Genomic DNA, 25,128 nt, shown 5'->3' on the forward strand with positions numbered 1-25,128 from the left:
GGTTGCTGGATGCCAATTGTCATGTTCGAGACAACACGCCCTGTTCCCCCTGGCTAATCTTGCTCGCAAGGCAATGCTGCCGTGAAGGGAAGTTGCTTGAGTTTGCTGACGTTGAAGACAGATGGAGTGACAGATGAAGAGAAGTGAGACACCACCGGCGATGGACGCCGATGCGCTGCGCAAGGCCATCGAATGGGCGATCCTGTCGCGTCGCAGCGTCAGGGCGTTTCTGCCCACGTCGGTTCCTCGGGAGACGGTGGAATCGATATTGGACGTAGCGCGCTTCGCTGCCACGGGAGTCAACATTCAGCCCTGGCGCGTACACGTCGTCACGGGGCACGCCAAAGACCGTATCTGTGCCGCGATCCAACGGGTTAATGACGACTCGGCACTAGACGAGACATGCACGGACGAGTGGGACTATTACCCGCGCGAGTGGATATCTCCATACCTTGAAAGAAAACGGACTGTGGGTTGGAAGCTATATGGGTTGCTTGGAATCGAAAAGGGCGACAAGGAACGGATGCTGGCCCAGCACAGCCGCAACTATCAATTCTTTGACGCGCCCGTCGGCCTGTTTTTCACAATCGACCGCGTCATGCAGCAGGGTAGCCTGCTCGACTACGGCATGTTCCTGCAGAACATCATGATCGCTGCCCGTGCTCATGGCTTGAGCACATGCCCTCAAGCAGCATTTATGAAGTACCACAAGGTCATTGCCGATCAACTTCGATTGGAGACAGGTGAGAGGTTTGTTGTCGGCATGAGTCTCGGATTTGCGGATGCCTCGCGCATCGAGAACACCCTCGTCACGGAAAGAGCGGAGGTCGGCTCGTTTACTACGTTTTATTCGGATTAGCAGCGTGCATCGGGAGCGAATCCAGACACCAGTCAGCGACCCACGTAACGAATGCATCAGCGCAGCGTCACATGAAAGGAAAACAGACATGCAGATAAGAGACAACGTATTTGTAGTGACCGGTGCCGGTTCCGGGTTGGGGGCGGCCACGGCGAAGATGATCGTCGAGCGGGGCGGCAAGGTGGTCCTGGCGGACCTTAACCCCGAATCTGGTGAGGCCATCGCCGCACAGCTAGGGCCGAATGCCCGATTCGTTGCCACCGACGTCGCCAGCGAACACAGCGCCCGGGCAGCTTTTGCGGCGGCCATGGAAATGGGACACCTCAGGGGACTCATCAATTGCGCAGGCGTTGCTCCCGCCGAAAGGGTCATCGGCCGTGAAGGAACCCACAAGCTGGAAGCGTTCGCCCGGACGATCAATATCAACCTGGTTGGTACTTTCAACATGACCCGCAATGCGGCGGAGATGATGAGCGCCTGTCCGCCAGTGCCCTCCGGCGAACGTGGCGTCATCATCTGCACAGCCTCCGTGGCCGCGTTTGAAGGACAGGTGGGGCAGGCAGCCTACGCCGCTTCCAAAGGCGGCGTTGTGGCGATGACCTTGCCACTCGCGCGGGAACTCTCGCGCTGCGGCATCCGGGTTATGACAGTGGCTCCAGGCATCATGGAAACGCCGATGCTGCTTGGCATGCCCGCTGAAGTACAGGAGGCGCTGGGCAAAACGGTGCCGTTCCCAGCCCGGATGGGTAAGCCAGCCGAATACGCCGCTCTGGTGGAGCACATCCTCTTGAATGAATACCTGAACGGCGAGGTCGTCCGCCTCGACGGCGCCATTCGTATGGCCGCCAAATAAACCGCATCCATCTTTTCAGTGAACGAATCATGTCCAAAGATCCCGTCGTTATCGTCTCAGCCGCCCGCACCCCTATTGGCAGCTTCCAGGGGAATCTCTCCGATCGCACGGCGCCGCAGCTCGGTGCCGTTGCCGTACAGGCCGCTATCCAGCGAGCCGGCATTAGCGCCGAGCAGGTCCAGGAACTCATCCTGGGTTGTGTGCTGCCTGCGGGACTCGGCCAGGCCCCTGCGCGCCAGGCGGCCATCGGCGCCGGGCTACCCCTCTCGGTGGTCTGCTCCACTGTTAACAAAGTGTGCGGTTCCGGCATGAAAGCCGCCATGCTAGCCCATGATCTCCTGATGGCGAGCAGCAACGAGGTCATTGTTGCGGGAGGCATGGAGTCCATGACAAACGCTCCTTACTTCATCCCGAAGGCACGAGGGGGCTTCCGCCTTGGTCACGGACAGATTCTCGACCATATGTCCTTCGACGGTCTGGAAGATGCCTATTTCGACCGTGGCCGTCAAATGGGCACCTTCGCTGAAGAGTGCGCCGAGTCTTACGGATTCTCCCGGGAGGATCAGGATGCCTACGCAATAAAGTCAACCACACGAGCCCAAGCCGCTATTCGGTCCGGTGCGTTCGCGTGGGAGGTCATCCCAGTGATGACCTCCAGCAAAAAAGGTGAAGTTCTGGTACAGCACGATGAGCAGCCGGGCAAAACCAAACTGGACAGGATCACCAGCCTGAAACCCGCTTTCAAGACCGATGGCACAGTAACTGCGGCTAACTCCAGTTCGATTTCCGATGGTGCCGCCGCGCTGGTGCTGATGCGCCTCTCAAGTGCCGAGAGACTTGGGATCAAGCCTCTGGCCGCTATCGCCGGGCACGCCACCCACGCTCAGGAGCCGAGACTGTTTACCACCGCTCCCGCGGGCGCGATTAAGAAACTACTGTCCAGGATTGGATGGGGGACGTCCAGCGTAGATTTGTGGGAAATCAACGAGGCATTCGCGGTCGCCGTGATGGCTGCCATGCAGGACATGACGCTCGATCACGACAAGGTCAACATACACGGCGGCGCCTGTGCCATCGGTCACCCTATCGGCGCGTCCGGAGCACGCATTCTGGTCACCTTGCTTGCGGCCCTCAGATCGACGGGCGGAAAGCGCGGAATTGCAAGCCTCTGCATCGGCGGTGGCGAAGCCACCGCCATGGCCATCGAGATAATTTAACGTAAGCGCCGGTTGGACTCGTATCGGGAGCTCTGCATGGACATACTTCAAGACATGCGCGTCTTTGTGCGCGTCGTCGAAGCCGGGAGCTTCACCGCGGCGGCGAACAGCATGGACGCCACTCCTGGCCAGACCTCACGCGCCGTTTCGGATCTGGAAGCACACCTTCGAACCCGACTGCTCAACAGGACCACACGACGCATCGCGATGACTGAAGCTGGTGAGCGATATTACGATCATTGCATGCAGATTCTGGCACTGATCGAACAGGCTGAGGCGGAGGCTGGTGACGCACATGCGCGTCCGTGTGGGAAACTGAGGGTTCGCACTCCGGTCGGGTTTGGACAGCACTACCTCATCAAGGCGATCGGTGCATATCAACAGCTATATCCTGAAGTGAAAGTCCGGCTGACGCTCGCCAATGGCACGCCGGATTTCATCGAAGACGGCTGCGACGTTGCAATTGTCGGGGCACTGGCATTATCGGATTCAGAGCTCATTTCACAGAAAATCGGTAGTGCATTCAGCATTGTTTGCGCATCACGTACTTACATCGAGACCCATGGTGTCCCGCACAAGCCAGACGATCTCGAAGCGCATTCGTGCATCCACCTGAACACACCCGAATCTCCAATGAACGTGTGGTCCTTCAAGGGGCCAAACGGAGAGGAGTCCATTCGACTCCGGCCAGCCTTGCTGGAAGTCAATACACCAGAGGCTCTTGTCACTGGAGTACGGGAAGGACTAGGAATCGGCCTGATTCCGATTTATTCGGCGATCAGCGGATTGCACAACGGCGAACTTGCGTGGGTTCTACCCGAATACAGTTCGCAGGAGATGGGACTTTACGCGATGTATCTATCGCGACAATACGTGGACGCAAAGATTCGCAGCTGGGTGGACTATCTGAGGGATACCATGCCGGCGAAGCTGGCGGCTGATCAGGAAGCCGCTAGCAGATTCATTCACCGTTGATTGATGCAAGCGCCACTCTACTTCTGCTCTCCGGTCGCTTCGAGGATCAGATTTGCCACTTCAGTCGGATGCGACAGCAGCGACACGTGGCTCGACTTAAGCTCGATCGTATGCGCGTGCATCCGGTTCGCCATGAAGCGCTCCAGATCGGTGTTGATGGTCCGGTCTTCAGTCGATACCGCATACCAGGTCGGCTTGTCGTGCCACGCGGCGACGGTCGTCTTCGCCATCGTGATCGCCTTGCCAATGGGCTGCTGAACCGCATAATACTTCTCTGCGTCAGCCCTCGGCAGATCGCCGGCAAAGTCTTTCAAAAATGCCTGCTCGGATAGCTGGCCGTAGCCGTCGGCCGACCACTGAAGCCCCGCCGATGCGGGCGCGGCTGGAAATTTCTTCGTCAGTGCCGGATAGTCCTCGCCGGCATCCGGCGCACGCGCGGCAATGTACACGAGACCGGCCACTTTCGGATCATCGCCAGCCTGGCTGATCACCATCCCGCCGTACGAGTGCGCGACTAGCAGCGTCGGGCCATCCTGTTGCGCAAGTGCGCGCTTAACCGCGTCCACGTCCGCGTCGAGCGAGGTCGTCGGATTCTGCACCGCCGTCACGTGCAGGCCTTTTGCCTGCAGTAGCGGAATCACTTTCCCCCAGCTCGAACCATCTGCAAACAACCCGTGAACCAGCACGACGTTCTTGATCGGTGCGGACGGAGCTGCGGTGCTGTCCTGTGCGAATGACGTCGTTGCGCTCAGCAGCGTGGCGCAGGCGAAACCGGCGAGGACAAACGAATTCAACTTCATGAGACTTCTCCGAGATATGTGAAGGATGAGATTCGCGAATTTCGCTCAGCCGCAATGACGAGTCGAAAGACGAACCATACCCAGCCAATCATCCGGTCGATGCTTACGACTGCAAGCGGGCGCTGGATTCTGGTGTACGAAGGTGCAAACACAGTCCCGGTGCAAACATTCCGTTCACTGCAAAGTTTTTTTTGAGTCAACGTCTGCAAGCAGCCATTGCATCTGGACAAGCACGAACGGCTGATGCGGGTCGAGCCGGGAAGCTGACGTCCTGATTGAACCGTCACGGACTCGCTTTCTGAAGAATCTGCGGAATAAATTGAGCCGGCGCTCGTTTCGTCCATTGCCTTTGATTTTTCTTTCTTCCGCTTCGGCAATGTCGGACCTGCTTGCGCTCTCCACGCGCTGCGGGCGACGCCGGCATCCTGCGAGTTTGCCAATGAAAAAAATCCTGGTGACATGTGCTCTTGTTGTGTCTGTCCCTGCCGCGCATGCGCAAAGCAGCATTACGTTGTACGGCATCATTGATGAGGGCTTCGAAGCAATCAGCAATGTGCCTGTTGCCGGCAGCAAAAGCGGCGGCAGACTGTTTCGACTCGATGCCAACAATGGTCTGAATGGGTCCCGTTGGGGACTCAAAGGATCCGAAGATCTCGGCGGCGGCCTCAAGGCGGTCTTCACGCTCGAGAACGGCTTCGAACTCAACACCGGAAATCTCGCGCAAGGAGGTGATGAATTTGGCCGACAGGCCTTTGTCGGTTTGTCGAGCGACCGGTATGGCACTGTGACGCTCGGGCGGCAATACGATCCCATCATCGACTACGTCGGAATATACGAGTTCGGTGATTCAAATCTTGGCTCGGATCACGCGGCACATCCCGGCGACCTCGACAATTTCAACTTCACACGTCGCCAGAACAATTCAGTCAAGTACCAGAGCCCCGACTACGGCGGTTTGAGATTCGAAAGTCTCTATAGCTTCGGCGGTGTGCCAGGCTCGCTTGCAACCAATCAGGCCTACTCTTTCGGAGCCCATTTTGCGAGAGGCCCGCTTGGTATGTCCGTGGCATATTCACACGTCAACAATCCGGCGGCGTCCTTGTTAGGGAGCAACCCAACCGATACCGCGACGTCGAACGGGCTGACCGCGAGCCCGATCTACAGCGGCTATGCGTCGGCAAGAACGTACCAGGTCGTAGCGGCCGGCGGTTCATATGCGTTCGGACACGTGGTCGTGGGCGCGACCTATTCGAACATTCGCTACTCGAACATTGCCACGCTTAGTGAAAGCAGTGCGGATTTCAACGACGCGGAAGTCAGCCTGCAGTACCTGATTGCCCCGGATTGGTCGGTTGGAGCGGCCTACAACTTCCTGAAAGGGAACGCTGTGACTCAAACCATTGGGGGCGCCAAATACAATCAGCTCTCCGCCGGTGTGAATCACAAGCTGTCCAAGCGCACCGATGTCTATATTTCAGGTGCATGGCAGACGGCGAGCGGAGACGACTCGACCGGCCACGCGGCGGTCGCGAACATTGCCGATTTGTCGCCTTCTTCGAATCGTCATCAAGCGGTCGCTCGTATCGGAATCCGGCATCAGTTCTAGTCGCGCTCCGTCAACCCAAGCACACCCTCTCCTGCGCACGCTCGCTTTTACAAGCGTTCATCCGGTCGATTTCCCATCCCACCTCGTGCTATGCGTTCACCTGATCGTGCGACGCGTGCGAAGGGGGCGGAAAACTGGCCTCCGGGTGGGTTGTAAGAAAAACAGGCAGGTCGGTAGCGGGCGGCCTGGCGGGAACGTCGAAGAACATTTCGCAAACCCAGCCGCGATGATACGAAGCGTGGTTCACGAGATGCATGAACATCGCGCCGCGCGACATAGCCGAACGCTCGCCGGATATGAACGCGAACGACAACGTCTCAGCCAGCGACGCGTCAGTCTGTTCATCCGCCCAGCGTTCGAACCACGTGTTCATGTCCTGTTGCGCGCCACGCAGGTCGTGTAGATCGGCATGCACGACCACGTTGCGTGTCGTGAAGCCGTGCTCCTTGCGTTCGAGGTGCGCCTTCCAGATCAGATCGACCACGTAAATGTGATTCAGCGTGCCGATCATCGACTTGAACAAGGTCTGCCGCGTTTTGACGGCTTCACCGGGCGGCAATGCTTCGATGCAATCGAACAGCACGTTGTCCGCCCAGGTTTTATAGCGGGAAAGAATGCGGGTGGTTTGCGTATTGAGCATGACTCGTTTCCTTGACTATTCGCTCGCGTCGTTCAGCACGTCCAGCGCAGCACGACACGCGCCGGCCAGTTGTTCACGCATCAAATCCTGCACGTTCGACGAGCGGTTCACAATGGCATCGCGAATTTTGACCGCTTGACTGAACGACGCCTGCATACGGCCGCCGCGCGCCATCGCTATGCGCCGCAGGCGGCGCACAGGTCCGATCAATCCAGCGTGACTGTCCTGCAGCGTGCGGTTGTCGGCGATCGTCATCACGATTGTGTAGAAGCGGTCTAGCGCTTCTACGTAACCCACCGGATCGCCAGCATCGACGCTCACCTGCATCGCCTCGATCACGTCGTCAAGTTGCGCGATGCCGAGTGTCGTGATGCGCTCCAACGCAAGCTGTACGGCAAGACATTCAAGCGCGGCGCGGACCGTGTAAATCTCCTCGACATCGCGCAGCGTCACGGCGCGCACGTACGCGCCGACACGCGGCAGCACCGTCACCAGTCCCTCGCGTTCGAGTTGCGCGAACGCCTCGCGCATCGGCGTGCGGCTTACATTCAACTGCTTCGCGACCTGAACTTCTGAAAGGCGGCTGCCCGGCGCAAGCACGCCCTCGACGATCGCCTCGCGCAACGCGGGTACCACCACGCCTTCGCTCAATGAGTCGCTAGATGCATCGACCGTGCGCATGCGCGAGTGATATTTGCTCGCGATCTTGTCAAGCGAATGTGTGCCTGCATGCGCACCTTTCGCGTGCTTCGGTGCGGCGGCTTCGGCAGTTTTCATTGCAGTTTTACTGGAAGGCATTGACACCTCATGGTTCTGTGAATACGCTGTATACAGATTATACACCCGCAATTACTTGCACGGCACTGGAGTAAGCGCTGAAGCGTCAACGCCGGTCGACACAGGAGAAGTTATGGATCGCAGTCCATTCCCGCAGCCAGTTTTGATCGAGCGAACGGGCAACGTGCTGAGTTTTACGCTGAATCGCCCGGACGCGGGCAACGAGGTTTCCAGCCTGATGTTCGAGGCAATGACGGCGGCGTTACGCAGCGAGGCCGCAGAGCCGAGCGCGCGTGTGCTGCGCATCCGCGGGAGCGGCAACATGTTTTGTACCGGACGCGAGCGCGCCGGCCGCGACGCAGTGTCGATCCGTTCGGAAGTCGCGCGGCTGATCGAACTGAAGCGCCTCGTGCGCGGTACGTCGATGATTTCGATAGCGGAAGTGCATGGCGATGCGCATGGCTTCGGCTTCGGACTCGCGATTCTGTGTGACTTCACGCTAGTGTCGTCACGCGCGACGCTCGCGTTTCCCGAGATGCGCAAAGGCTTGCCGCCCGCCGCGATCATGGCCTATCTGGGCCGCTACGCTTTGCCGAAGACGCTGTTTCCAATGGTGCTGTTCGGCGACACGTTGACGCCCGCCGCCGCGCTGCAGGCGGGGCTGATCACGCAGGTCTGCGAGGCTGCTGCGCTGCGCGGCGACGCCGACGCCCTCACCGATCGCATCCTCGCGCTCGACGATGCAGGCGTGCGCCAGTGCAAGGCGTTCTTTCAGTCGGCGGAGGAAAGCCCGATCGAACAGAACTTCCGCAGCGCGACCGACATGCTGACCGTCACGAGCCTGCGACTGATGCAGGGCCGCTGAGCGCAAGCTCACCCATCGAAGTCCGCACATGGCGCGCGCGAACTTATCCTGGGAAGGCTCGCGTTTCTTCAGCACGCCGGCAGCAAGCATCTTGCATGGGACCGGAGTCAGTGCCAAAGCGCCAACTCTGGTCAACAGGAGACAGACATGAACGTCAACGCAGGGCCACGGCTCGACCGTTTGCCGATGTCGGGATTTCATCGGCGCATCATGTGGTTGATTGGCATCGGCATGTTCTTCGACGGCTTCGACATCTATGTCGCGTCGACCGTGCTCGGTGCAACGCTCAAAACCGGCTTCTCGACACTCGGCCAGAATGCGCTATTCGTGTCGCTAACGTTTCTAGGCATGATGCTCGGTTCGCTCGGCACCGGTTTTCTCGGCGACCGTTTCGGCCGCCGTTTCACGTATCAGGCAAATCTTGCGGTGTTCGGACTCGCGTCGCTCGGTGCGGCGCTCGCGCCGAACATGAGCGTGCTGATCGCGTGCCGCTTCGTGATGGGCCTCGGACTCGGCGCGGAAAATGTCGTCGGCTATTCGACACTGACCGAATTCGTGCCGCCGCAAAAGCGCGGTAAGCTGCAAGGATTGATGGCCGTGTTCGTCGTGTCCGGGTTGCCGGTCGCCGGGCTGATCGGATTGCTGCTGATTCCAGCATTCGGCTGGCGCGCAATGTTTGTGCTGGGCGGCTTCGGCGCGCTGGGTGTCTGGTATGCGCGCAAGTCGCTGCCCGAGTCGCCGCGTTGGCTCGACTCGGTTGGTCGCCATGAGGAAGCCGGCGCGATCCTGAATCGCATCGAAAGCGAAGTCACCGAAGCGCGCGGCGGCGAGCCGCTGCCGCCGCCTTTTGTCGCGAAGACGTCGGGGCAAGCGGCAACGTTGCTGTCGTTCGGATCGCTTTTCAGCGGCACGATGCTGCAACGGATGATCGTGGGCTGCGTGACGCTCGTTGTGATCAATACGTTGCTGTACGGCTTCGTCACCTGGCTGCCGACCTTTTTCGTGCATCAGGGCTTCAGCATCGCGAGGTCGTTCGGCTTCGCGCTCGTCATGTCGCTCGGCGCGCCAATCGGCTCAGCAATCGGCGCATTGACGGCGGACTCGTGGGGCCGCAAGCCGACCATCATCGGTGCGTCGCTCGCGGCAATCGTGTTCGGCGCGATCTATCCGTTCGTCTCGGATCCGCTGCTGCTGCCCCTTGTCGGCCTGTTGCTGACTATTCCGATCTACGTGCTTGTCGCGCTGCTGTTCGCGATTTACGTACCCGAACTCTTCCCGACCGAAGTCCGGCTGCGCGCCTCGGGCATCTGCAACACGCTGGGTCGCGGCGCGACAATCGTCACGCCGTTTATCGTCGTCGCGCTGTATGCGCAGCACGGCATCGTCGGTGTGCTGACGCTAATGATCGGCCTGCTCGTCATTCAGATCGTCGTGGTTGCGTGGCTCGGCGTCGAGCCGACCGGCCAGCGCCTCGAAGACCTGCAGCCCGCCGACCTACAGGCAAGCGATGCGATGCGCACTGACGCGCATGCATCGCCTCTCAAGTGAACCACCTGGAATTGATCTCTATGGACACAGTGAACCAGACACATCTCGATGCACAGCTTTTCATCGACGGCGCATGGACAGACGCCGACACCGGCCGTAGGCTCGACATCGTCAACCCGGCGACGGGTGAAGTAATCGGCGCGCTCGCGGCCGCGTCTCAACAGGATGTGGACCGCGCGGTGCGCGCGGGCCATCGCGCGTTCGAAAGCGGCGCGTGGCGCGACATGCCGATCCAGCAACGCGCGCGCGTGCTAAACCGTTTCGCCGATCTGTTCGAAGCGGATCTAGAACAGTTTTACAAACTCGAAACGCTGAACAACGGCCGGCCGATCTCGGAGACGCGCGCGCAGATTTCGCGTCTGCCGCAGTTCTACCGCTATTTCGCGGCGCTTGCGCTGACGCGCCGCAGCGACGTGATTCCGATCGAAGGGCCGTACCTCTGCTACACGCAGCGCGTGCCGCTCGGCGTCGTCGCGTTGATGACGTCGTTCAATCATCCGCTGATGATTCTGTCGAAGAGTCTTGCGCCCGCGCTCGCCACGGGCAATAGCGTCGTCATCAAGGCGTCCGAGCAGACGCCGCTGACCACTGTGCGCCTTGTGCGTCTGCTGGATGAAGCAGGCGTACCGAAGGGTGTCGTGAACGTCGTGAACGGCGAAGGACGCGAGGCAGGCGCGGCGCTCGCGCAGCATCCGCTGATCCGCAAGGTCGTATTCACGGGCGGCACGGAAGTCGGCCGCTCGATTGGCGAAGCGGCGGCACGCACCTTCGCGTTGACGACGCTCGAACTCGGCGGCAAGGGCGCGGTGATGCTATTCGACGATTTCGACATGGAGCGCGCGGTCAACGGCGCGGCGTTCGCGGCCTTCATTGGCGCGGGGCAGACCTGCGTGTGCGGCGCGCGGATTCTGGTGCAGAAGTCGATCTATGTGGCGTTTCTCGAACGTTTCCGCGCGAAGACGATGGGTATTCGCGTAGGCGATCCTGCCGATGTGAAGACCCAACTCGGCCCGGTGATTTCGGACCGCTCGCGCCAGCGCGTTCTCGCGATGCTGGAGCGCGCGAAGGCGGCGGGTGCAAAGGTGCTGACGGGCGGCGGCGTGCCGTCCAACCTGAAGCAGGGCTTTTTCATCGAGCCGACCGTGCTGTATGACGTCGATCCGCGTTCGGAAATCGGTCAGGATGAAGTGTTCGGGCCAATCACCGTCGTGATGCCCTTCGACGACGAGGCGGACGCGATCCGTATCGCCAACGACACGCAGTTCGGCCTCGCCGCTTCCGTGTGGACGCAGGACGTCGCGCGCGCGCATCGCGTCGCAAGCAAACTCGAATTCGGCATGGTCTGGGTCAACGATCACCACCGGCTCGACCCGGCGTCGCCGTGGGGCGGTTTCAAGAACAGCGGCGTGGGGCGCGAGACGGGTGTCGAATCGTTCGATCAGTTCAGCGAACCGCGTGCGGTGACGATCAATATAAGCGGCAAAACCATCGACTGGTATGCGGACGATGGTGAACTGAAACGTCTTAATTGATTCTTCTGAAGCGACGTTGCAGCCCTTCAAACGGTTCCATAGACGTGTGTAAAATCGAGTGCAACGTCGCTTTGAGAGCAGTCCAATGCTAAGGGTTAAGGGTACGTGATGTCCGCGAAGGCACGCTGCCAGAAGATTGCACGCGGGGGCTCCCGCAAGATGCAATTGCGTGGCCAGTGCGGAATGGTCCGCCTTGGACCCGAAGAAGTCAAAGCGGTGCAGAACGGAGCAATCTCGGTGAGAGACGCCATCGGGGCCTGAGGTGTTGCACCGGCAAAAAGCATTTTGACCGTGTCAACATCTGGAGGCCAGCATTGCTGGCGCCGTACGCTGCTTCGAAGTACGGCTCTGATCAGACTGTCCATGGGTATTACTATCGCTTCCAACATGCCCGTCGAACGACCGCTATCTAGCCAGTCGGGAGACCGCTCCGGGTCGGGTCCCGCCTCACGCTTTTCTCGTAAGCGGCCGTTCTCTGAGCGTAGCAACGTCAAGGCATGATCGTGCGAATGACAGGTTGCCGCGTATCGACAGCTTGGCCTCGCCGAGGCGTGCGCGGGCCGGCGGCAACGCGCGCTCGATTATTTCGAGCGTGTCCGTGAACACAATCCTGACGATCGCGCGAGTGTTTGTCTTGCGTCGATCAGGGAGCGCCGGATATCGACGGCACGTCAGGGAACCATCTGCATGTCGCCTGGAGCTTGCGGCGGCAGCTTGATAGAAATGACCTTGAATTCGCCGCTGGTCGGCTCGGACCCCGCATGCACGGTTCCCTTCGGGATAGTGATCAAGTCGCCGGCGTGGATCTGACGCTGTTCGTTACCTAGCCAGAAAGTGCCGCTTCCCGAAATCACATACTGGATTTCGTCAGAACCTCTATGCGTATGCCTGGGTACGTTACCGGTCTGCACTGCGACGGTCCCGCTCGGCGTGACGACCAGACCCTTCGAACGCAAGGTGCCCATGTTCGGAATCTGTGGACCAAGATCGGCATCGGTTAAGGCTGCCAGGTCAACGATCTGCGCCGTTAGCGGTACGTCTGACGCCTGGGCCCACGCCAGTGTGCCCAGATGAGATGCAAACATGCCGGCAACGAAGGTGGCAGGCAATGCCGCGAGATAGATGTATCGACGCATGTTCTTATCCTTTCAGATTGAACGGACCAACGGTGTGCAGTGTTGAGGAGTGGCTTGTCCTTATTCGATTGTCGCACCATCGAGAAGGCAGCTCAAAACCAGGGCAACACCTGAGCACCCTCCCGAACAGGACATGCGAAGGAGATCCCCGGGGTGAGGGGGAAATCAGCCGGCGAATATTAACGTGCAGCATATCGCGAGCAGGAGGCTTCGCTGCCTCGAAGTCGGGCGCCTCCCGTGCGCCGGCATATATAAAACCTGTGGGGCGGTAGCCGGCCATTAACAGCCTTTCGCAGTCGCGCAAAGATTGTCATTCGAGCGGCTGCTACAAACCGATCAGCGGACCTTCGAACGTGGCCATCCTCTCGGTGATCTGCGGCCGTCGAACGTTTCCTCGATACAGCTGACTGTATAAGCATTCAACCGCCATGTGATCGGCTGCCGTGTAACCGGCTGCCGGGTAGCCGGTTACCGTTCACGCCGCCCGTGCGGTCGTGTCGAGCTTAGCGAGCACTCGTGCATGTCATAGGGATCGGCGATTTATCGCGGTTTTTATCGCTTGGTCAAACGTTCCCGGGAGCGATGTAAGCGGTTTTCACGATTGTATAGAACTCGCGCGCATAGGTGCCTTGTTCACGGGGACCCAGGCTCGAACCTTTGCGCCCGCCGAATGGAACGTGGTAATCGACGCCCGCTGTCGGCGTATTGATCATTACCATACCGGCCTGTACGTGACGCTTGAAATGGCTCGCATGAGCCAGCGACATGGTGCAGATGCCAGCGGAAAGGCCGAATGGCGTGTCGTTGGCTACGGCAAGCGCTTCCTCGTAATCCGCGACCTTGATGACGGAAGCGACAGGACCGAACACTTCCTCCCTGTTGATCGTCATCGCCGAGGTCGTGTTGGTCACGAGAGCGGGCGCCAGGAAAAATCCTTCGGTCGCCGAGGGAACACGGTCGCCGCCAAACACCGAACCACCTTCGGCACGTGCGAGTTCGATATAACGCTCGTCCTGTTCTAGCTGTTTGGCGTCGACAACGGGACCGATCTGCGTCGACGCATCCAGCGCGTTACCAATCTTGAGACTGCGCATGCGCGCCTGCATGGCCTCGACAAAACGGTCGTGGATGCCGCTCGTCACGATCAGGCGGCTAGATGCGGTACAACGCTGGCCGGTGGAGTAGAAAGCACCGTTGATGCAGGCCTCGACCGCGACGTCCAGATCGGCATCGTCGAGCACGACCATCGGGTTCTTGCCACCCATCTCGAGCTGGAATTTCTTACCGGTGGCGACGCATTTCGCGGCGATCGCCTGGCCGGTCCCAACCGAGCCCGTGAAGCTGATGGCATCCACGTCAGCTGATTTGACGAGTGTTTCGCCGACGATCGAACCCGTGCCCATGACGAGATTGATTACGCCCGCCGGTGCACCGCCTTCGGCGATGATCTTGACGAGTTCCCATACGCTCCCCGGCACGAGTTCCGCCGGCTTGATGACCACGCAGTTTCCATACGCGAGCGCAGGCGCGATCTTCCAGGCGGGAATAGCGATCGGGAAGTTCCACGGCGTGATCAGACCGATGACGCCTAGCGGTTCGCGTGTGACTTCGACCGTCAGTCCCGGGCGGACGGACGGCAAAATCTCGCCGCCGACCCGCAATGCCTCGCCCGCGAAGAATTTGAAAATCTGTCCGGCGCGTCCCACTTCGCCGACTGCTTCGGCGAGCGTTTTCCCTTCCTCGCGTGCCAGCAGCTTACCGAGTTCGTTTTTGCGCGCAAGGATGGTGCTGCCGACCTGGTCGAGCAAGTCAAAGCGCTGTTGTGGGGTACTGAGCGACCACGTGCGAAAGGCTGAGCGTGCAGACGCGATTGCTTTCTGTGTCTGATCTGCGCTGGCCCGTGCGAAATGGCCGATCACGTCGCTCGTGTCCGAAGGGTTCACATTAGGAGCGAAGTCGTTGCCATCGACCCATTCGCCGCCAATGAAGTTCTTGAATTGCGTCATCGTAAATCCGTCAGTGAGTAAATATCTGCTTGATCAACCGAGGTTCAGCAGCGAGCGCTCGGCGAGATTGGCGTACAGCGCACGCACGCCGAATGTCCACGGAGCGATTTGGGTCGACAGCCACACGGTGTTGACGAGCGCGCCAAGCGGAGGGGCGCTGATCGTCACGCGGTCGCCGAGGTGATGCGTAAAGCCGCCACCCGGCGCATCGCGATCTTTGATCGGAGAGAACATCGTGCCGAGGAACAACATGAAGCCGTCGGGATACTGATGGTGCTTGCCCCAGGTCTGACTCACCAGGTCAAGAGGGTCACGGCTGATCTCCCGCATATGGCTGATGCCTTCAAGCACGAAGCCGTCGTCGGTACCTTCCACGCGCAACGAAACACTCGTTTCTCGAATCGTGTCCAGTGTGAACCGTCCGTCGAACAGGCGAATGAACGGGCCGATCGCGCATGAGCCGTTGTTATCCTTACATTTGCCCAGCAGCAGGGCGGAGCGGCCTTCGATGTCGCGCAGATTGACGTCGTTACCCAGTGTGGCGCCCACCGCCTCGCCCCTGCTGTTGACTGCGAGGACGATCTCCGGCTCTGGGTTGTTCCACTTCGAAGCAGGCAACAAGCCGATATCGGCACCGAGTCCGACTGAAGACATAGGCTGCGACTTCGAAAATACCTCTGCATCGGGACCGATTCCGACTTCCATGTACTGCGACCATGCACCGCGTCGCTGCAGCTCTTCCTTAAGCTTGGCGGCAGCTTCTGAGCCGGGCTTGATTTTCGACAGATCGGTGCCGATCAGACGCGTGATCGCAGCGCGCACTTCCTCAGCCTTCGCAGCTTCGCCGCCTGCCTGCTCTTCAATGACGCGCTCAAGAAGGCTAATGGCGAACGTTACGCCACAGGCTTTGATGGCTTGCAGATCGCAGGGAGCCAGGAGGTAGGGTTGATCGTCTTTCCGTTGTGCGGCGACGGTGGCTTCGATCAGATTGCCGACATGACCCAGAGATTCGCCGGAAGCCTGCCGGACGAGTTCTACGAGATCCTGGCGATCGAAAAGATCGGACACTGTTGGTGCGATGCGGGAGATATCGAATACTTCCCCGCCGCGAACCGCAACGACGCACGGTCCCGCGCCGTTTTTCGTTTGACGCCACACGCGGCCAACGAGCAGGGCACCGTCGAGATCGTGAGGCAGATAGCTGGAATATGAGGTCATGAACGGATCCAATGTGCATTGAAAGTGGTGGCAACGGTAGCCGCAATAAGGATAAAACTCTGGTGACGCTAGAAGCGGTGGACGATACCCACGCCTGCTGCGAACATGCTGCGCGACGACGACGGAGTCGACTGGAAGCCGTCGCCGATCGATGCCGTTGCGGCGATCGAGCGGTTGGTCGGGCCACCCGGGAACGTCGGCGTGGCGAGCGTACGGCCGTTCGCACGCTGGAACGCTTGAAGTGCGTAGAACCCGGTACGTTTGGACAACGCGTAGTACTGGGACAGGTTGAACTGGTGGTACGACGCTGCGTCGTCGATTCCGTTCGCCTTGCTCGCCCACGTGTAGCTGTAGCCTGCAGCGAAGTCCCATGCCGTCGTGGGCTTCCAGTGCAGCACGGTGCCGGCGGTGTTGAAAACCTGCTCGTCAGTGAACTTCGACAGCACGCCCGGGATGTACTGAACGTTCGTGTACGTCGCCGAGATATCCCACGCGCTGTTGAACACGTAGCCGACGCCGACCGCGAAGCGATTCTGCGCCTGCGCGCCCTGATAGCCGTTCGTCACCGCCGACACACCCGACTGGCCAGCCGTATTCATCGTCGAATCCGTACCGTAGACGCCGCCGCCGACGGTCGAGTTGTTGATGCGCGAGAACGCAACCGTACCGCCGATCGGGCCTTGCTGATACTGGATCGCCGCCGACCACGTCGAACCGCGATACACGCTGTCCGGCACGCCTGCGAGCGAGTACGAGCCGCTGACCGTCACGCCGTAGAGCTTCGGAGAGGTATATACGATCGAGTTGTTCGCGCGGTAGATCGTGTCCAATGCGTCCAGATCGCCCGGGTGCGCGCCGAAGTAGCCGGTCAGCCAGTTCGTGGGGCTGTACGGCGCCATCAGTGTGTAGTAAGACGTGTACTGACGACCCAATGTCAGCGTACCGAAGGTCTGATTCGTCAGACCGACCCAGGCTTGACGGCCGAACATCGCGTTCGCGTATTGCTGCGCGCCGCTGTTGATGTTGAAGCCCGACTCCAACTGGAAGATGGCCTTGGTGCCGCCGCCCACATCTTCTGCGCCCTTCAGGCCGAAGCGGCTTCCCGCCCAGATGCCCGATGCCATCTTGACGTTCGAGCGACCACCGCTCGTCGAACCGAGCGACGTCTGGCTGCTCTGATAAACGATCGAATCATCGACGATACCGTAGAGCGTCACGCTGCTTTGAGCGAACGCCGGCGCAACTGCCGCGAGTGCCGTTGCTGCGGCAACGGCGGCCTTGTTCAAGTAGAAACCCTTCATTAAATTCTCCTCTATGTCCACGTGAATTGCTTTTGCCCTATCGGATCGGTACGAGCGCCTTGAGTACGCTCATATCGACCCTTGGTGTCGTCGGATTACTTGCAACTACATTCTTCGGCTCGTGCGTCATATCAAGTACGGACAACTAACGTAGTTGTATGGCGCGCCGCTTCCAGATGAAACTAGAACAACTAGACCTGCGGGAAATTCCTCGTTAATGCGCTAGATCCATCAGGTTGCGAGCAGCTACCCATGCTGCGGCGATTGACACCGATCCTTAGGCGCATGCAGGTCGGCTGTCTCGCGTTTTTCCTACGCTACAGATTTCTGACTAGGAAACGGGATCCAGTTTAATAGACACTCCGCCCTGTTTGGCCGAGGCGTAGGCCGCGTCCATGACTTGCATCATCAGCTCCGCATCCCGCAACGATGCGATCGGCTTTGCGCCAGTCCGACTTTCGGCGAGCACACGCTTGACAAACAAGGGGTAATAGACGTCGGTCTCAAGCTGGAGGCGGCGGCTTCGCGTGCCGGCAGAAAGATTATTTCTGTCGCGGATCTCGATCCGGTCCGGACCAGACTTCGCGTACATGCGGTTCGAAGCAAGAGTGAAAGAAAATTCGCGCTGCTCGTCGGGTGTACTGGGGAAGCTATATCCCGTTTCCACCAGGCCGATCACGCCGTCTTCGGTTTGCATTGTCAGCAGCGAATAGTCCTCAACGGCCGTTTGATGCGTTCTTGAGTTCATCGTGGCAGAGACTCGGACGATCTCCTTGCCAGTGAGCAATCTGAACAGGTCGATGAAGTGAGTCGCCACATTGATTGTCGATCCGCCTCCGGAATACACAGGATCGAGCGCCCAGCCGGCACCGGCCGCTTCGTATCGACTGGGCGGTCCCACAATGAAACGGAACGACATGTAGTTGAAGTCCGACGGTATGCGCCCCTCCGCATCTTCGAGCGAGCTGAGCAACTCGCTCATCCGGAAGATCAATGGCACTGCGCAATAAAGATTGGCTTCCTCGGTCAGTTTGCGAAGTCGGGTGATCTGCGACATGTTGACGCCGCACGGTTTCTCCAGCGCAAAGGGAATGTTACGCGCGATCACGGCCTCAGCGAGCGCCGGCATCTCAGAATGCCGCCCGAACACGAATGCGAAATCGACTTCCTCACGTTCGAGCAGTTCATAGGCCGACGAGTACAGCTTGCTTCCGAATCGTGCGGCAATTGCCTCGCCCTTGACATCCTCCGCATCTGACACGGCAACCACTTCAATCCCGGGCGCTTCCAGCGCATCGAGATAGAGTGGCACATGCCAATGACTGACTTCCAGTAAAGCAACTCTCATGCGTATTCTCCTTTGAAATTTTTACTCATCGCGGGCCGTGTCCGGTGCTGATCGTCCATCGGGGCGGTAATCGAATCCCAGAAACTTAAGTGCATAGACAGCCTGCCCCTGATGCATCGGGCCCCCGTCCTGGGTACGGCACCCGCGCGCGTGCGCGGCGCGGCGAAGCGGCGTTGGCTCGGACGCATTGATGATGTCGACGACGATGGCGCCAGGCGCGAGCCGCTCAGGATCAACTGGCATGGCATCGTTCGCTTTCATGCCAAGCGGCGTGGCATTGATAACGATGTCGAAGCCTTGCGGATCGGGTGGCCCCGAACGTACGTCGCAGCCGGTTTCAGCAGCAACAGATGCCGCAAGGTCGCCAGCCCGATGCCCGTCGACATCGGATACGGTTAGCTTGCTAGCGCCTGCGGACGCAACCGCAAATGCGATGGCGCTCCCCGCACCTCCGGCGCCTAAGAGAAGCACGGACTTATTCACCGGGTGGTTGCCTTCCCACTGCATCCCAAGAACGCAACCGACGCCATCAAATATCGCGCCGACCCAACGTCCATCTGCTTCACAACGGATGACGTTGAGCGCGCCGACCTGACGGGCAGTTGGATCTAGTTCATCGACAAATTCCAGCATCCGTTGCTTATGAGGCATGGTGACGAGCAGGCCGGAGAGATTGCCCATCGCTCGTGCACCGCTGACGAACTCGGACAGGTTTTCCGCCTTCACCCAGAACGGAACGCAAGCCGCGTCCACGCGCTGTTCAGCAAAAAGCTGGTTCAACAATTGTGGCGACTTAGCTGCCGTCAGTGGATCGCCCACTAATCCATAAAGTCGCGATTTACCTGTGATATGTGGATCCATGGCTGTTTGGTGTTCGATGTTGGCTGAAGGCGCAGTCTTGCGTGACTGCTCGGAAATGTGGCGTACCAAGCGCGTGTCGGACACATACAATCTCCGACCGAGCCCCTTTGATGACGAAGACCGCATCTCTTTGACGCAACGCGCTCAATTCGACTTTGGGCCGTCTGCGGCTGTCGGATGCGCCGAGAACTGGCGATCTCATGACACTCGAGAAGGCCCCAAGGGTATAAACAGTCACTTCCAAGGCGCCGGCGGTACGTCCAGATCCCAAGTCCCGTAGACAGCGGGCTCGTTAATCTCGATGACCTCGAGGTCGTCGGAGCGCCCTATCACGTTGTGCGGCACGCCGGCAGGCTGCGACAGGCCGTCACCAGCGTTAAGCGTCACGTCGCCCTCCACTCCGGCGAAACGGAACGTCACGGATCCGCGCAGCACATACAGGTAGTGCCCAGTCATGTCGTGCCAGTGCCAGCCAGTGGGATCGGTGAACGGCTTCAGCGCACGAATGTGTTTCGCTCCGATGCGACCGTCGGTCACCGCGGCGAGTCCGAGGTCGCGATACTCAGAGTCCGCGCGCAGGCCCTCTTGGTTCCAGGGCGACTCGGCCGCGCTGATGCGCGCAAACGCGCTTAGAGATTGCGCGAGCTCGCGCGGGCCGTCGTAACGGGGTGTGTCTTCGTTGTGCATGTGCGTTCCCTTTGTGCGGTGTCAATCGATTTGCAAGCGCCGCAGTCGCATCGTTTATGTTCGGCTCATGCCAAGTTGCACCAACACAGTGGTCGCAACGAGTAGGGCCGGCCAGAACGGCTACGAGCGAATCTGATTTGCGAGATCCTGGGCATCGGCAGTTTTGATTCCTCCGGCCATCGCTTCGCCGCGCAAGCGCTCGTACTCGACTTTGGGTACCGGGACCGCATCGCGGTCGCCGAGATCGTTGAGGCGGATCCGATACGTCTCCCGCGTAGTGAAAGCAGCGAACGCGGCGACAAGACAAATGCCGAACGTCAGCAAACCGATCTTCAGCGGAATATTGGTGGAGCCGGGGGGCGCGACAGCTACGAAGAGTGTTGGCGTCAGTGCAGCAAGCGTCGTCCCAACGTTTTGTCCGATGGCCATTCCCGTCACGCGCACCCGCGTGCGGAATAATTCTGGGAAAAGGCTCGGGAAGACACCGTTGAAGCCTTGGTAGGCAACGCCCCACATCAGCATCGAAAGAATCAGCGAGAGCCAGAGGTTATGGATGCTGATGGCGTAGAGGTATGCGAACGAGAGCAGCCCGGCGCTGAGGACGCCTGCGAGAACGGGCGGCCTGCGGCCAATTCTGTCAGAGAGATTGCCGACGAAGGGAATCAGTATGACCGAGCAGATGTTGCCAAGAACCGGAATCAAAAGAAAGACGCCGGCAGAAAAGCCGATACCGTAGGCCGGCTGGACCGCATACGCGGCGCCGAAAACCGTAGCGAGAAGCGCGATGACGGCGGTGAGCGCCATGCAGATTACGCGCAAGACATCGTCCCAACTCTGCCGGAGGACTTCGACGACCGGTGAGGCAGGAACTTCGCCATGGGCCTGCTCCTCGGAGAAAGCCGGAGTTTCCTCGACCTGGCGGCGAATGACGTAGCCGACGATGATAACGACAAAACTGAGGAGGAACGGAATTCGCCATCCCCAGGAAGCGAACTGGTCCTTCGGCATGTAATGCGCGAGGGGCAGGAAGACCGCTGCCGCTAGGAGCTGCCCAGCTTGCACCCCTTGGAGCGTGAAGCTCGCAAAGTAGCCACGCCGGCCGAACGGTGCATGCTCAAGAATCATGGAACTGGCGCCGGAGACCTCTCCCGCGACGGCGAACCCCTGAATGAGCCGGAGGGTGACAAGCATCACCGGAGCCCAGATGCCGGCCTGCTGATACGTGGGCAAGAGTCCCACGCCCATCGTCGAAATGCCCATTAAAAACATGCAGAAAATCAGCACCGTCTTCCGGCCGTGTCGGTCGCCGACGTGGCCAAGCACCATCGCGCCTATTGGTCGGGCGACATAGCCGACGCCGAAAGTCGCCAGTGATGCGATGATGGCAACCGTCGGGTTGCCAGAGGGAAAGAAGAGCTGCGGAAAGAGTAATGACGCTGCGGTCGCGTAAATAAAGAAGTCGTAGTACTCGAGCGCTGAGCCGATCCAGCCGCTGGCCGCGGCTATCTTCGACTGGCGCTGACGATGGGCCTCAGCTTGGGTGCTTCCGTTCATGACTTGTCTCCGTCGTGGATTGACTTTTCGGCGCCGTTCCGTTATTGTTGTAACACCGTTCCAGTAAGAACAATGTTACCCATATTATGAGAGTTGTCAAGGGAGCAGTTGACCGTTCGCTTCAGGCGATCGAGTTGCTCGCACGTGAAGCGCGCTGGATGCGTATGTCCGATATCGCCGCTGAACTCGAGCTGGAGAAAGGCCCCGCCCATCGCGTGCTTGCGCAGCTGTGCGAGCAGGGCTGGGCTGAACAAGATGAACAGACCTCCCAGTACCGCTTGACCTTGAAGCTTTCTTTGCTTGGTCAGCGGTTCCTGCACGGGCTCGGGTTGCCGGGCCTGGTGCAGCCGATTCTCGACGAACTCGCAGCGCAATGTCACGAGCTAGTTCGGCTGACGGTCGTCAATGAAGGGACACTCGCGTGGTTCGCTGCGTCTCAAGGCGCGGCGCCCGGTCTCATGTATTCGCCGTCCATGCATAGTCCCATCGCATTGCATGCCACATCGGTCGGAAAGGTGTGGTTGGCGACAATGTCAAACGACGAAGCAATCGGGCTCGCACTGCGCGGGGGGCTCGGCCAGCCCAACGGCGCAGGGACATCGAAGGCGATTAATAGCGTCGACCGATTGATACCGGAGCTCGAACTGACGAGGCAACGTGGCTATGGTCTGGTCGTCGAGGAAGCCGAGCCAGGTGTCGTCGCGATGGCCGTGACCGTGCGCTCGCTGATTGACGGGGCGGTAGTCGGGACGATGAGCATTGCTGGGCCGGTCTTACGCATACCGCCGGAGCGTTACGACGCCTTTTACGCGCTACTGCGCGAAGCATCCGCGAAGTTGGGAGCTGTCTGGCCGCGACAGAGCGTCGATCGGCACGTCAACGAGGCGGCCTGAGATGCCGGACGCAGTTCATGCTTCTCAGCGAGTCGCCCTTTGGCATGAGAAGGCAGCAAGCATTCTCGTCGCAGCGCGCCGTCAAGGCACGCAAGTGGAGCGCCTCCCCGTTGAACTGCGGCCTTCAACGGTTGACGAGGGCTTCGCGATCCAGCGAAAGGTGAGTGATGCCCTTGAGAGTAGAACCGGCGCATGGAAATGCGCGCTTCCGCAGCCGGGCAAGGTCATCGCTGCGCCGATCTACGACGCCGATATTCATCGAGGCGATGTATGTCGCATGAGTGGGTCTCCGCGTGTCTCTGTAAGGGCGGAGCCGGAACTGGCCTGCCTGCTGAACCGCGACCTGCCGCCGCGGCGCGAAACCTACAGCGAAGCTGAAGCGCTCGACGCTCTCGGGCACACGCACCTCGCGCTCGAATTGCTAGGCAGTCGTTATTCGCATCCCGAAACGCTGTCGTTCCCTGAACTACTGGCAGACGGCCTGTTCAATGCCGGCCTTGTCATCGGCCCCCGCGTTAAATCTCGGGAGGGCGCGACGCTGGCCGATCTCCCCGTCGAATTCGACGTCAGTCTGGCCAGCGTCGGCGAAGAACCAGTCATGTGTGCGGGACGCCACCCTGACCGGGGTGCGCTCCAGCCGATTGTGTGGCTCGTCAATTTCCTTCGCGTCCGCGGCCTCGGGCTGCATGCCGGCCAAGCTGTGATCACCGGGTCCTACGCGGGCGTTCTGGAGTTGCCAGTTGGTCGCGAGTTGCATATCGGCTTCGGCGACCTCGGCACATTGCCGATTACTTTTCTGTCTTGATAGGAGTACTAGATGCGTCTCGTCCGTTTTGGCCAGCCTGGTCAGGAGCACCCCGGTATCATCGATTCGAGCGGCGCGATCCGCGATCTGACCGGCATCGTGAGCGACATTGATGGAACGACCATAACGCCAGCCGCCCTTGCAAAGCTGAGCGAACTTGATCTGGATCGCCTACCCGTCGTTGAGGCGGGGACGCGTCTTGGCACCTGCGTCGGCAATGTCCGTAACCTCGTGTGCATTGGCCTGAACTACTCCGATCATGCTGCTGAAACCGACACGCCGATCCCACGCGAACCTGTGGTGTTCAACAAACACACGGGCTCCATCAGCGGCCCGAACGATCCGGTCGTCTTGCCCGCAGACGCGCGCAAGCTCGATTGGGAGGTGGAACTCGGCGTGGTGATCGGCAAACCCGCGTGGCAGATCGACGAAGCCAACGCGCTGGACCATGTGGCGGGATACTGTCTTGCGAATGATGTTTCGGAACGTGCGTATCAGCTCGAACGCGAAGGCCAGTGGACCAAGGGCAAAAGCGGATTCTCATTCGCTCCGCTTGGTCCGTGGCTGCTGACACGCGACGAAGTTCCCGATCCGCAGGTGCTCGACCTGTGGCTGGACGTGAACGGTACGCGCCGTCAGACGGGCAACACACGCACGATGATTTTCAACGTCGCGCACATCGTGGCGTATCTCAGCCGCTTCATGCCTTTAATGGCGGGCGACGTGATTATTACGGGCACGCCTCCTGGCGTAGGCCTCGGTCAGAAGCCGCCTGTCTTCCTGAAAGCAGGCGACACCATGACGCTCGGTGGCAGCGGGCTCGGCGAGCAGGCACAAAAGGTTGTGCAGTACGTGGATACGCTTGGCGCAGCGTGGGGCCGCGGCGAGTATCCGTCGGCACTTTAAGACGATTCGATTTGTCAAAGGGAGGAGATATGAGCCTTGCTGGAACGGGCGTCGTCGCAATCTGGCATGACCTGCTGCCGGAAGCGAAGGACGAATTTTACGAGTGGCACAATCGCGAGCACATGCCCGAACGCGCCGGGATTCCAGGGTTCAGGCGCGGTCGGCGCTTTATAGCATTGGATGCAGGTCCCGAGTACTTCAATCTTTACGAGGCTGACACGGTCGAGGTGCTTGGCGCGCAAGACTACCTTTCTCGGCTGAATACGCCGACGCCGTGGACCAAGCAGGTGGTCGCCTCTTTCCGGAGCGTCGCACGCTCAATCTGTCACGTGGCCTATTCGGACGGTGTTGGGCAGGGTGCCAATCTCATGACTGTGCGCTTCGACGTTGCATCGGATGCACGGGCGGAGGTCGTGAAGGGTGTGCGTCAGCGCGTCCTACCGCCCCTCGTCGACCTACCGGGTATCACGGGCGTGCACCTTTGCCTTGCCGACGAGGAGATCAGCAAGGTGGAAACGGCGGAGAAGAAGGCGCGTTCAGAAGGCACCCAGGTACCGACATGGATCGTGTTAGTCGAAGGGTGCCGGGCAGACTATGTCCGTTCAGCGGTGGACCGTTTCGTTTCGGGACTCGCGGCATTGCCCCAGGCCGGCGCGACAGCACCGGACACGACCCTCTATCAACTTGAGTACACGCGCTGCAAAACGCCCTGGAGCGCTGGCTGAGCGGTTAAGCGTCATC

At 59.8% G+C, this 25,128-nt stretch carries 23 protein-coding genes; 12 read left to right on the forward strand and 11 right to left on the reverse strand.

Going from position 1 to position 25,128, the window contains the following annotated elements; genetic code table 11:
* Positions 1–133 precede the first annotated feature (133 nt).
* The 4 genes from M0D67_RS21170 to M0D67_RS21185 all read left to right on the forward strand — a co-directional run bounded on the left by M0D67_RS21170 (position 134) and on the right by M0D67_RS21185 (position 3,904).
* Positions 134–859: a nitroreductase gene (locus tag M0D67_RS21170; protein ID WP_154567369.1), complete on the forward strand. Its 726-nt coding sequence runs from the start codon at positions 134–136 to the stop codon at positions 857–859.
* Between the two features lie 88 nt (positions 860–947).
* Positions 948–1,712, forward strand: coding sequence for an SDR family NAD(P)-dependent oxidoreductase (locus M0D67_RS21175; protein WP_171927826.1), 765 nt, complete (start codon positions 948–950; stop codon positions 1,710–1,712).
* 29 nt (positions 1,713–1,741) lie between these two features.
* Entirely contained in the window at positions 1,742–2,929 is a 1,188-nt protein-coding gene (locus tag M0D67_RS21180; protein WP_171927825.1) for an acetyl-CoA C-acyltransferase, read from the forward strand.
* A gap of 36 nt (positions 2,930–2,965) precedes the next feature.
* A complete protein-coding gene (locus M0D67_RS21185) occupies positions 2,966–3,904 on the forward strand; it encodes a LysR family transcriptional regulator (RefSeq protein ID WP_171927824.1) in 939 nt (312 codons plus the stop codon).
* 17 nt (positions 3,905–3,921) lie between these two features.
* On the opposite strand, the gene M0D67_RS21190 is transcribed toward M0D67_RS21185, so the two are convergent.
* Positions 3,922–4,704 carry an alpha/beta hydrolase gene (locus tag M0D67_RS21190; RefSeq protein WP_171927823.1) on the reverse strand — a complete coding sequence of 261 codons (783 nt, stop codon included), beginning with the start codon at positions 4,702–4,704 and terminating at the stop codon, positions 3,922–3,924.
* Positions 4,705–5,143: 439 nt separating this feature from the next.
* On the opposite strand from M0D67_RS21190, the gene M0D67_RS21195 reads away from it, so the two are divergent.
* Complete coding sequence (locus M0D67_RS21195; RefSeq protein ID WP_171927822.1) at positions 5,144–6,310, forward strand: porin; 1,167 nt, start codon at positions 5,144–5,146, stop codon at positions 6,308–6,310.
* Between the two features lie 88 nt (positions 6,311–6,398).
* On the opposite strand, the gene M0D67_RS21200 is transcribed toward M0D67_RS21195, so the two are convergent.
* A complete protein-coding gene (locus M0D67_RS21200; protein ID WP_171927821.1) occupies positions 6,399–6,950 on the reverse strand; it encodes a DinB family protein in 552 nt (183 codons plus the stop codon).
* Between the two features lie 15 nt (positions 6,951–6,965).
* Entirely contained in the window at positions 6,966–7,748 is a 783-nt protein-coding gene (locus M0D67_RS21205) for a GntR family transcriptional regulator (protein ID WP_154567363.1), read from the reverse strand.
* Between the two features lie 112 nt (positions 7,749–7,860).
* Between M0D67_RS21205 and M0D67_RS21210 the strand changes: the two genes are divergently transcribed.
* The 3 genes from M0D67_RS21210 (at position 7,861) to M0D67_RS21220 (ending at position 11,672) form a co-directional block, all read left to right on the forward strand.
* Positions 7,861–8,592, forward strand: coding sequence for an enoyl-CoA hydratase/isomerase family protein (locus M0D67_RS21210; protein ID WP_171927820.1), 732 nt, complete (start codon positions 7,861–7,863; stop codon positions 8,590–8,592).
* Positions 8,593–8,739: 147 nt separating this feature from the next.
* The gene (locus tag M0D67_RS21215) at positions 8,740–10,140 is read left to right on the forward strand and encodes an MFS transporter (RefSeq protein WP_154567361.1); all 1,401 of its coding nucleotides are present in this window, start codon (positions 8,740–8,742) and stop codon (positions 10,138–10,140) included.
* A 20-nt stretch (positions 10,141–10,160) separates the two neighbouring features.
* Positions 10,161–11,672: an aldehyde dehydrogenase gene (locus M0D67_RS21220; protein ID WP_154567360.1), complete on the forward strand. Its 1,512-nt coding sequence runs from the start codon at positions 10,161–10,163 to the stop codon at positions 11,670–11,672.
* A 671-nt stretch (positions 11,673–12,343) separates the two neighbouring features.
* On the opposite strand, the gene M0D67_RS21225 is transcribed toward M0D67_RS21220, so the two are convergent.
* The 8 genes from M0D67_RS21225 to M0D67_RS21260 all read right to left on the reverse strand — a co-directional run bounded on the left by M0D67_RS21225 (position 12,344) and on the right by M0D67_RS21260 (position 21,783).
* Positions 12,344–12,808: a cupin domain-containing protein gene (locus tag M0D67_RS21225; RefSeq protein WP_154567359.1), complete on the reverse strand. Its 465-nt coding sequence runs from the start codon at positions 12,806–12,808 to the stop codon at positions 12,344–12,346.
* Between the two features lie 563 nt (positions 12,809–13,371).
* Positions 13,372–14,814, reverse strand: a complete 1,443-nt coding sequence (locus M0D67_RS21230) for an aldehyde dehydrogenase family protein (protein WP_154562575.1) — start codon at positions 14,812–14,814, stop codon at positions 13,372–13,374.
* A 33-nt stretch (positions 14,815–14,847) separates the two neighbouring features.
* Entirely contained in the window at positions 14,848–16,032 is a 1,185-nt protein-coding gene (locus M0D67_RS21235; RefSeq protein WP_154562577.1) for a fumarylacetoacetate hydrolase family protein, read from the reverse strand.
* Between the two features lie 68 nt (positions 16,033–16,100).
* Entirely contained in the window at positions 16,101–17,333 is a 1,233-nt protein-coding gene (locus tag M0D67_RS21240) for a porin (RefSeq protein WP_154562579.1), read from the reverse strand.
* 331 nt (positions 17,334–17,664) lie between these two features.
* A complete protein-coding gene (locus tag M0D67_RS21245) occupies positions 17,665–18,681 on the reverse strand; it encodes a Gfo/Idh/MocA family protein (RefSeq protein ID WP_171927818.1) in 1,017 nt (338 codons plus the stop codon).
* Positions 18,682–18,702: 21 nt separating this feature from the next.
* A complete protein-coding gene (locus M0D67_RS21250; protein ID WP_266239565.1) occupies positions 18,703–19,626 on the reverse strand; it encodes a shikimate dehydrogenase in 924 nt (307 codons plus the stop codon).
* A 150-nt stretch (positions 19,627–19,776) separates the two neighbouring features.
* Positions 19,777–20,229 carry a cupin domain-containing protein gene (locus M0D67_RS21255; protein ID WP_171927817.1) on the reverse strand — a complete coding sequence of 151 codons (453 nt, stop codon included), beginning with the start codon at positions 20,227–20,229 and terminating at the stop codon, positions 19,777–19,779.
* Positions 20,230–20,349: 120 nt separating this feature from the next.
* Positions 20,350–21,783 carry an MFS transporter gene (locus tag M0D67_RS21260; protein ID WP_154562586.1) on the reverse strand — a complete coding sequence of 478 codons (1,434 nt, stop codon included), beginning with the start codon at positions 21,781–21,783 and terminating at the stop codon, positions 20,350–20,352.
* Between the two features lie 86 nt (positions 21,784–21,869).
* Between M0D67_RS21260 and M0D67_RS21265 the strand changes: the two genes are divergently transcribed.
* From M0D67_RS21265 to M0D67_RS21280, 4 genes are read left to right on the forward strand one after another with little or no spacing between them, the layout of a single operon-like run.
* Positions 21,870–22,676 carry an IclR family transcriptional regulator gene (locus tag M0D67_RS21265; RefSeq protein WP_171927816.1) on the forward strand — a complete coding sequence of 269 codons (807 nt, stop codon included), beginning with the start codon at positions 21,870–21,872 and terminating at the stop codon, positions 22,674–22,676.
* A 1-nt stretch (position 22,677) separates the two neighbouring features.
* On the forward strand, positions 22,678–23,481 hold the full coding sequence (locus M0D67_RS21270; RefSeq protein WP_154562590.1) for a 2-keto-4-pentenoate hydratase: 804 nt from the start codon (positions 22,678–22,680) through the stop codon (positions 23,479–23,481).
* Between the two features lie 12 nt (positions 23,482–23,493).
* The gene (locus tag M0D67_RS21275) at positions 23,494–24,387 is read left to right on the forward strand and encodes a fumarylacetoacetate hydrolase family protein (protein ID WP_171927815.1); all 894 of its coding nucleotides are present in this window, start codon (positions 23,494–23,496) and stop codon (positions 24,385–24,387) included.
* Between the two features lie 29 nt (positions 24,388–24,416).
* Positions 24,417–25,112 (forward strand): hypothetical protein, encoded by a 696-nt coding sequence (locus M0D67_RS21280; RefSeq protein ID WP_154562594.1) that lies wholly within the window; start codon positions 24,417–24,419, stop codon positions 25,110–25,112.
* Positions 25,113–25,128: the final 16 nt, after the last annotated feature.

The sequence above is a fragment of the Paraburkholderia sp. SECH4 genome (assembly GCF_030511745.1).
Lineage (GTDB): Bacteria > Pseudomonadota > Gammaproteobacteria > Burkholderiales > Burkholderiaceae > Paraburkholderia > Paraburkholderia madseniana.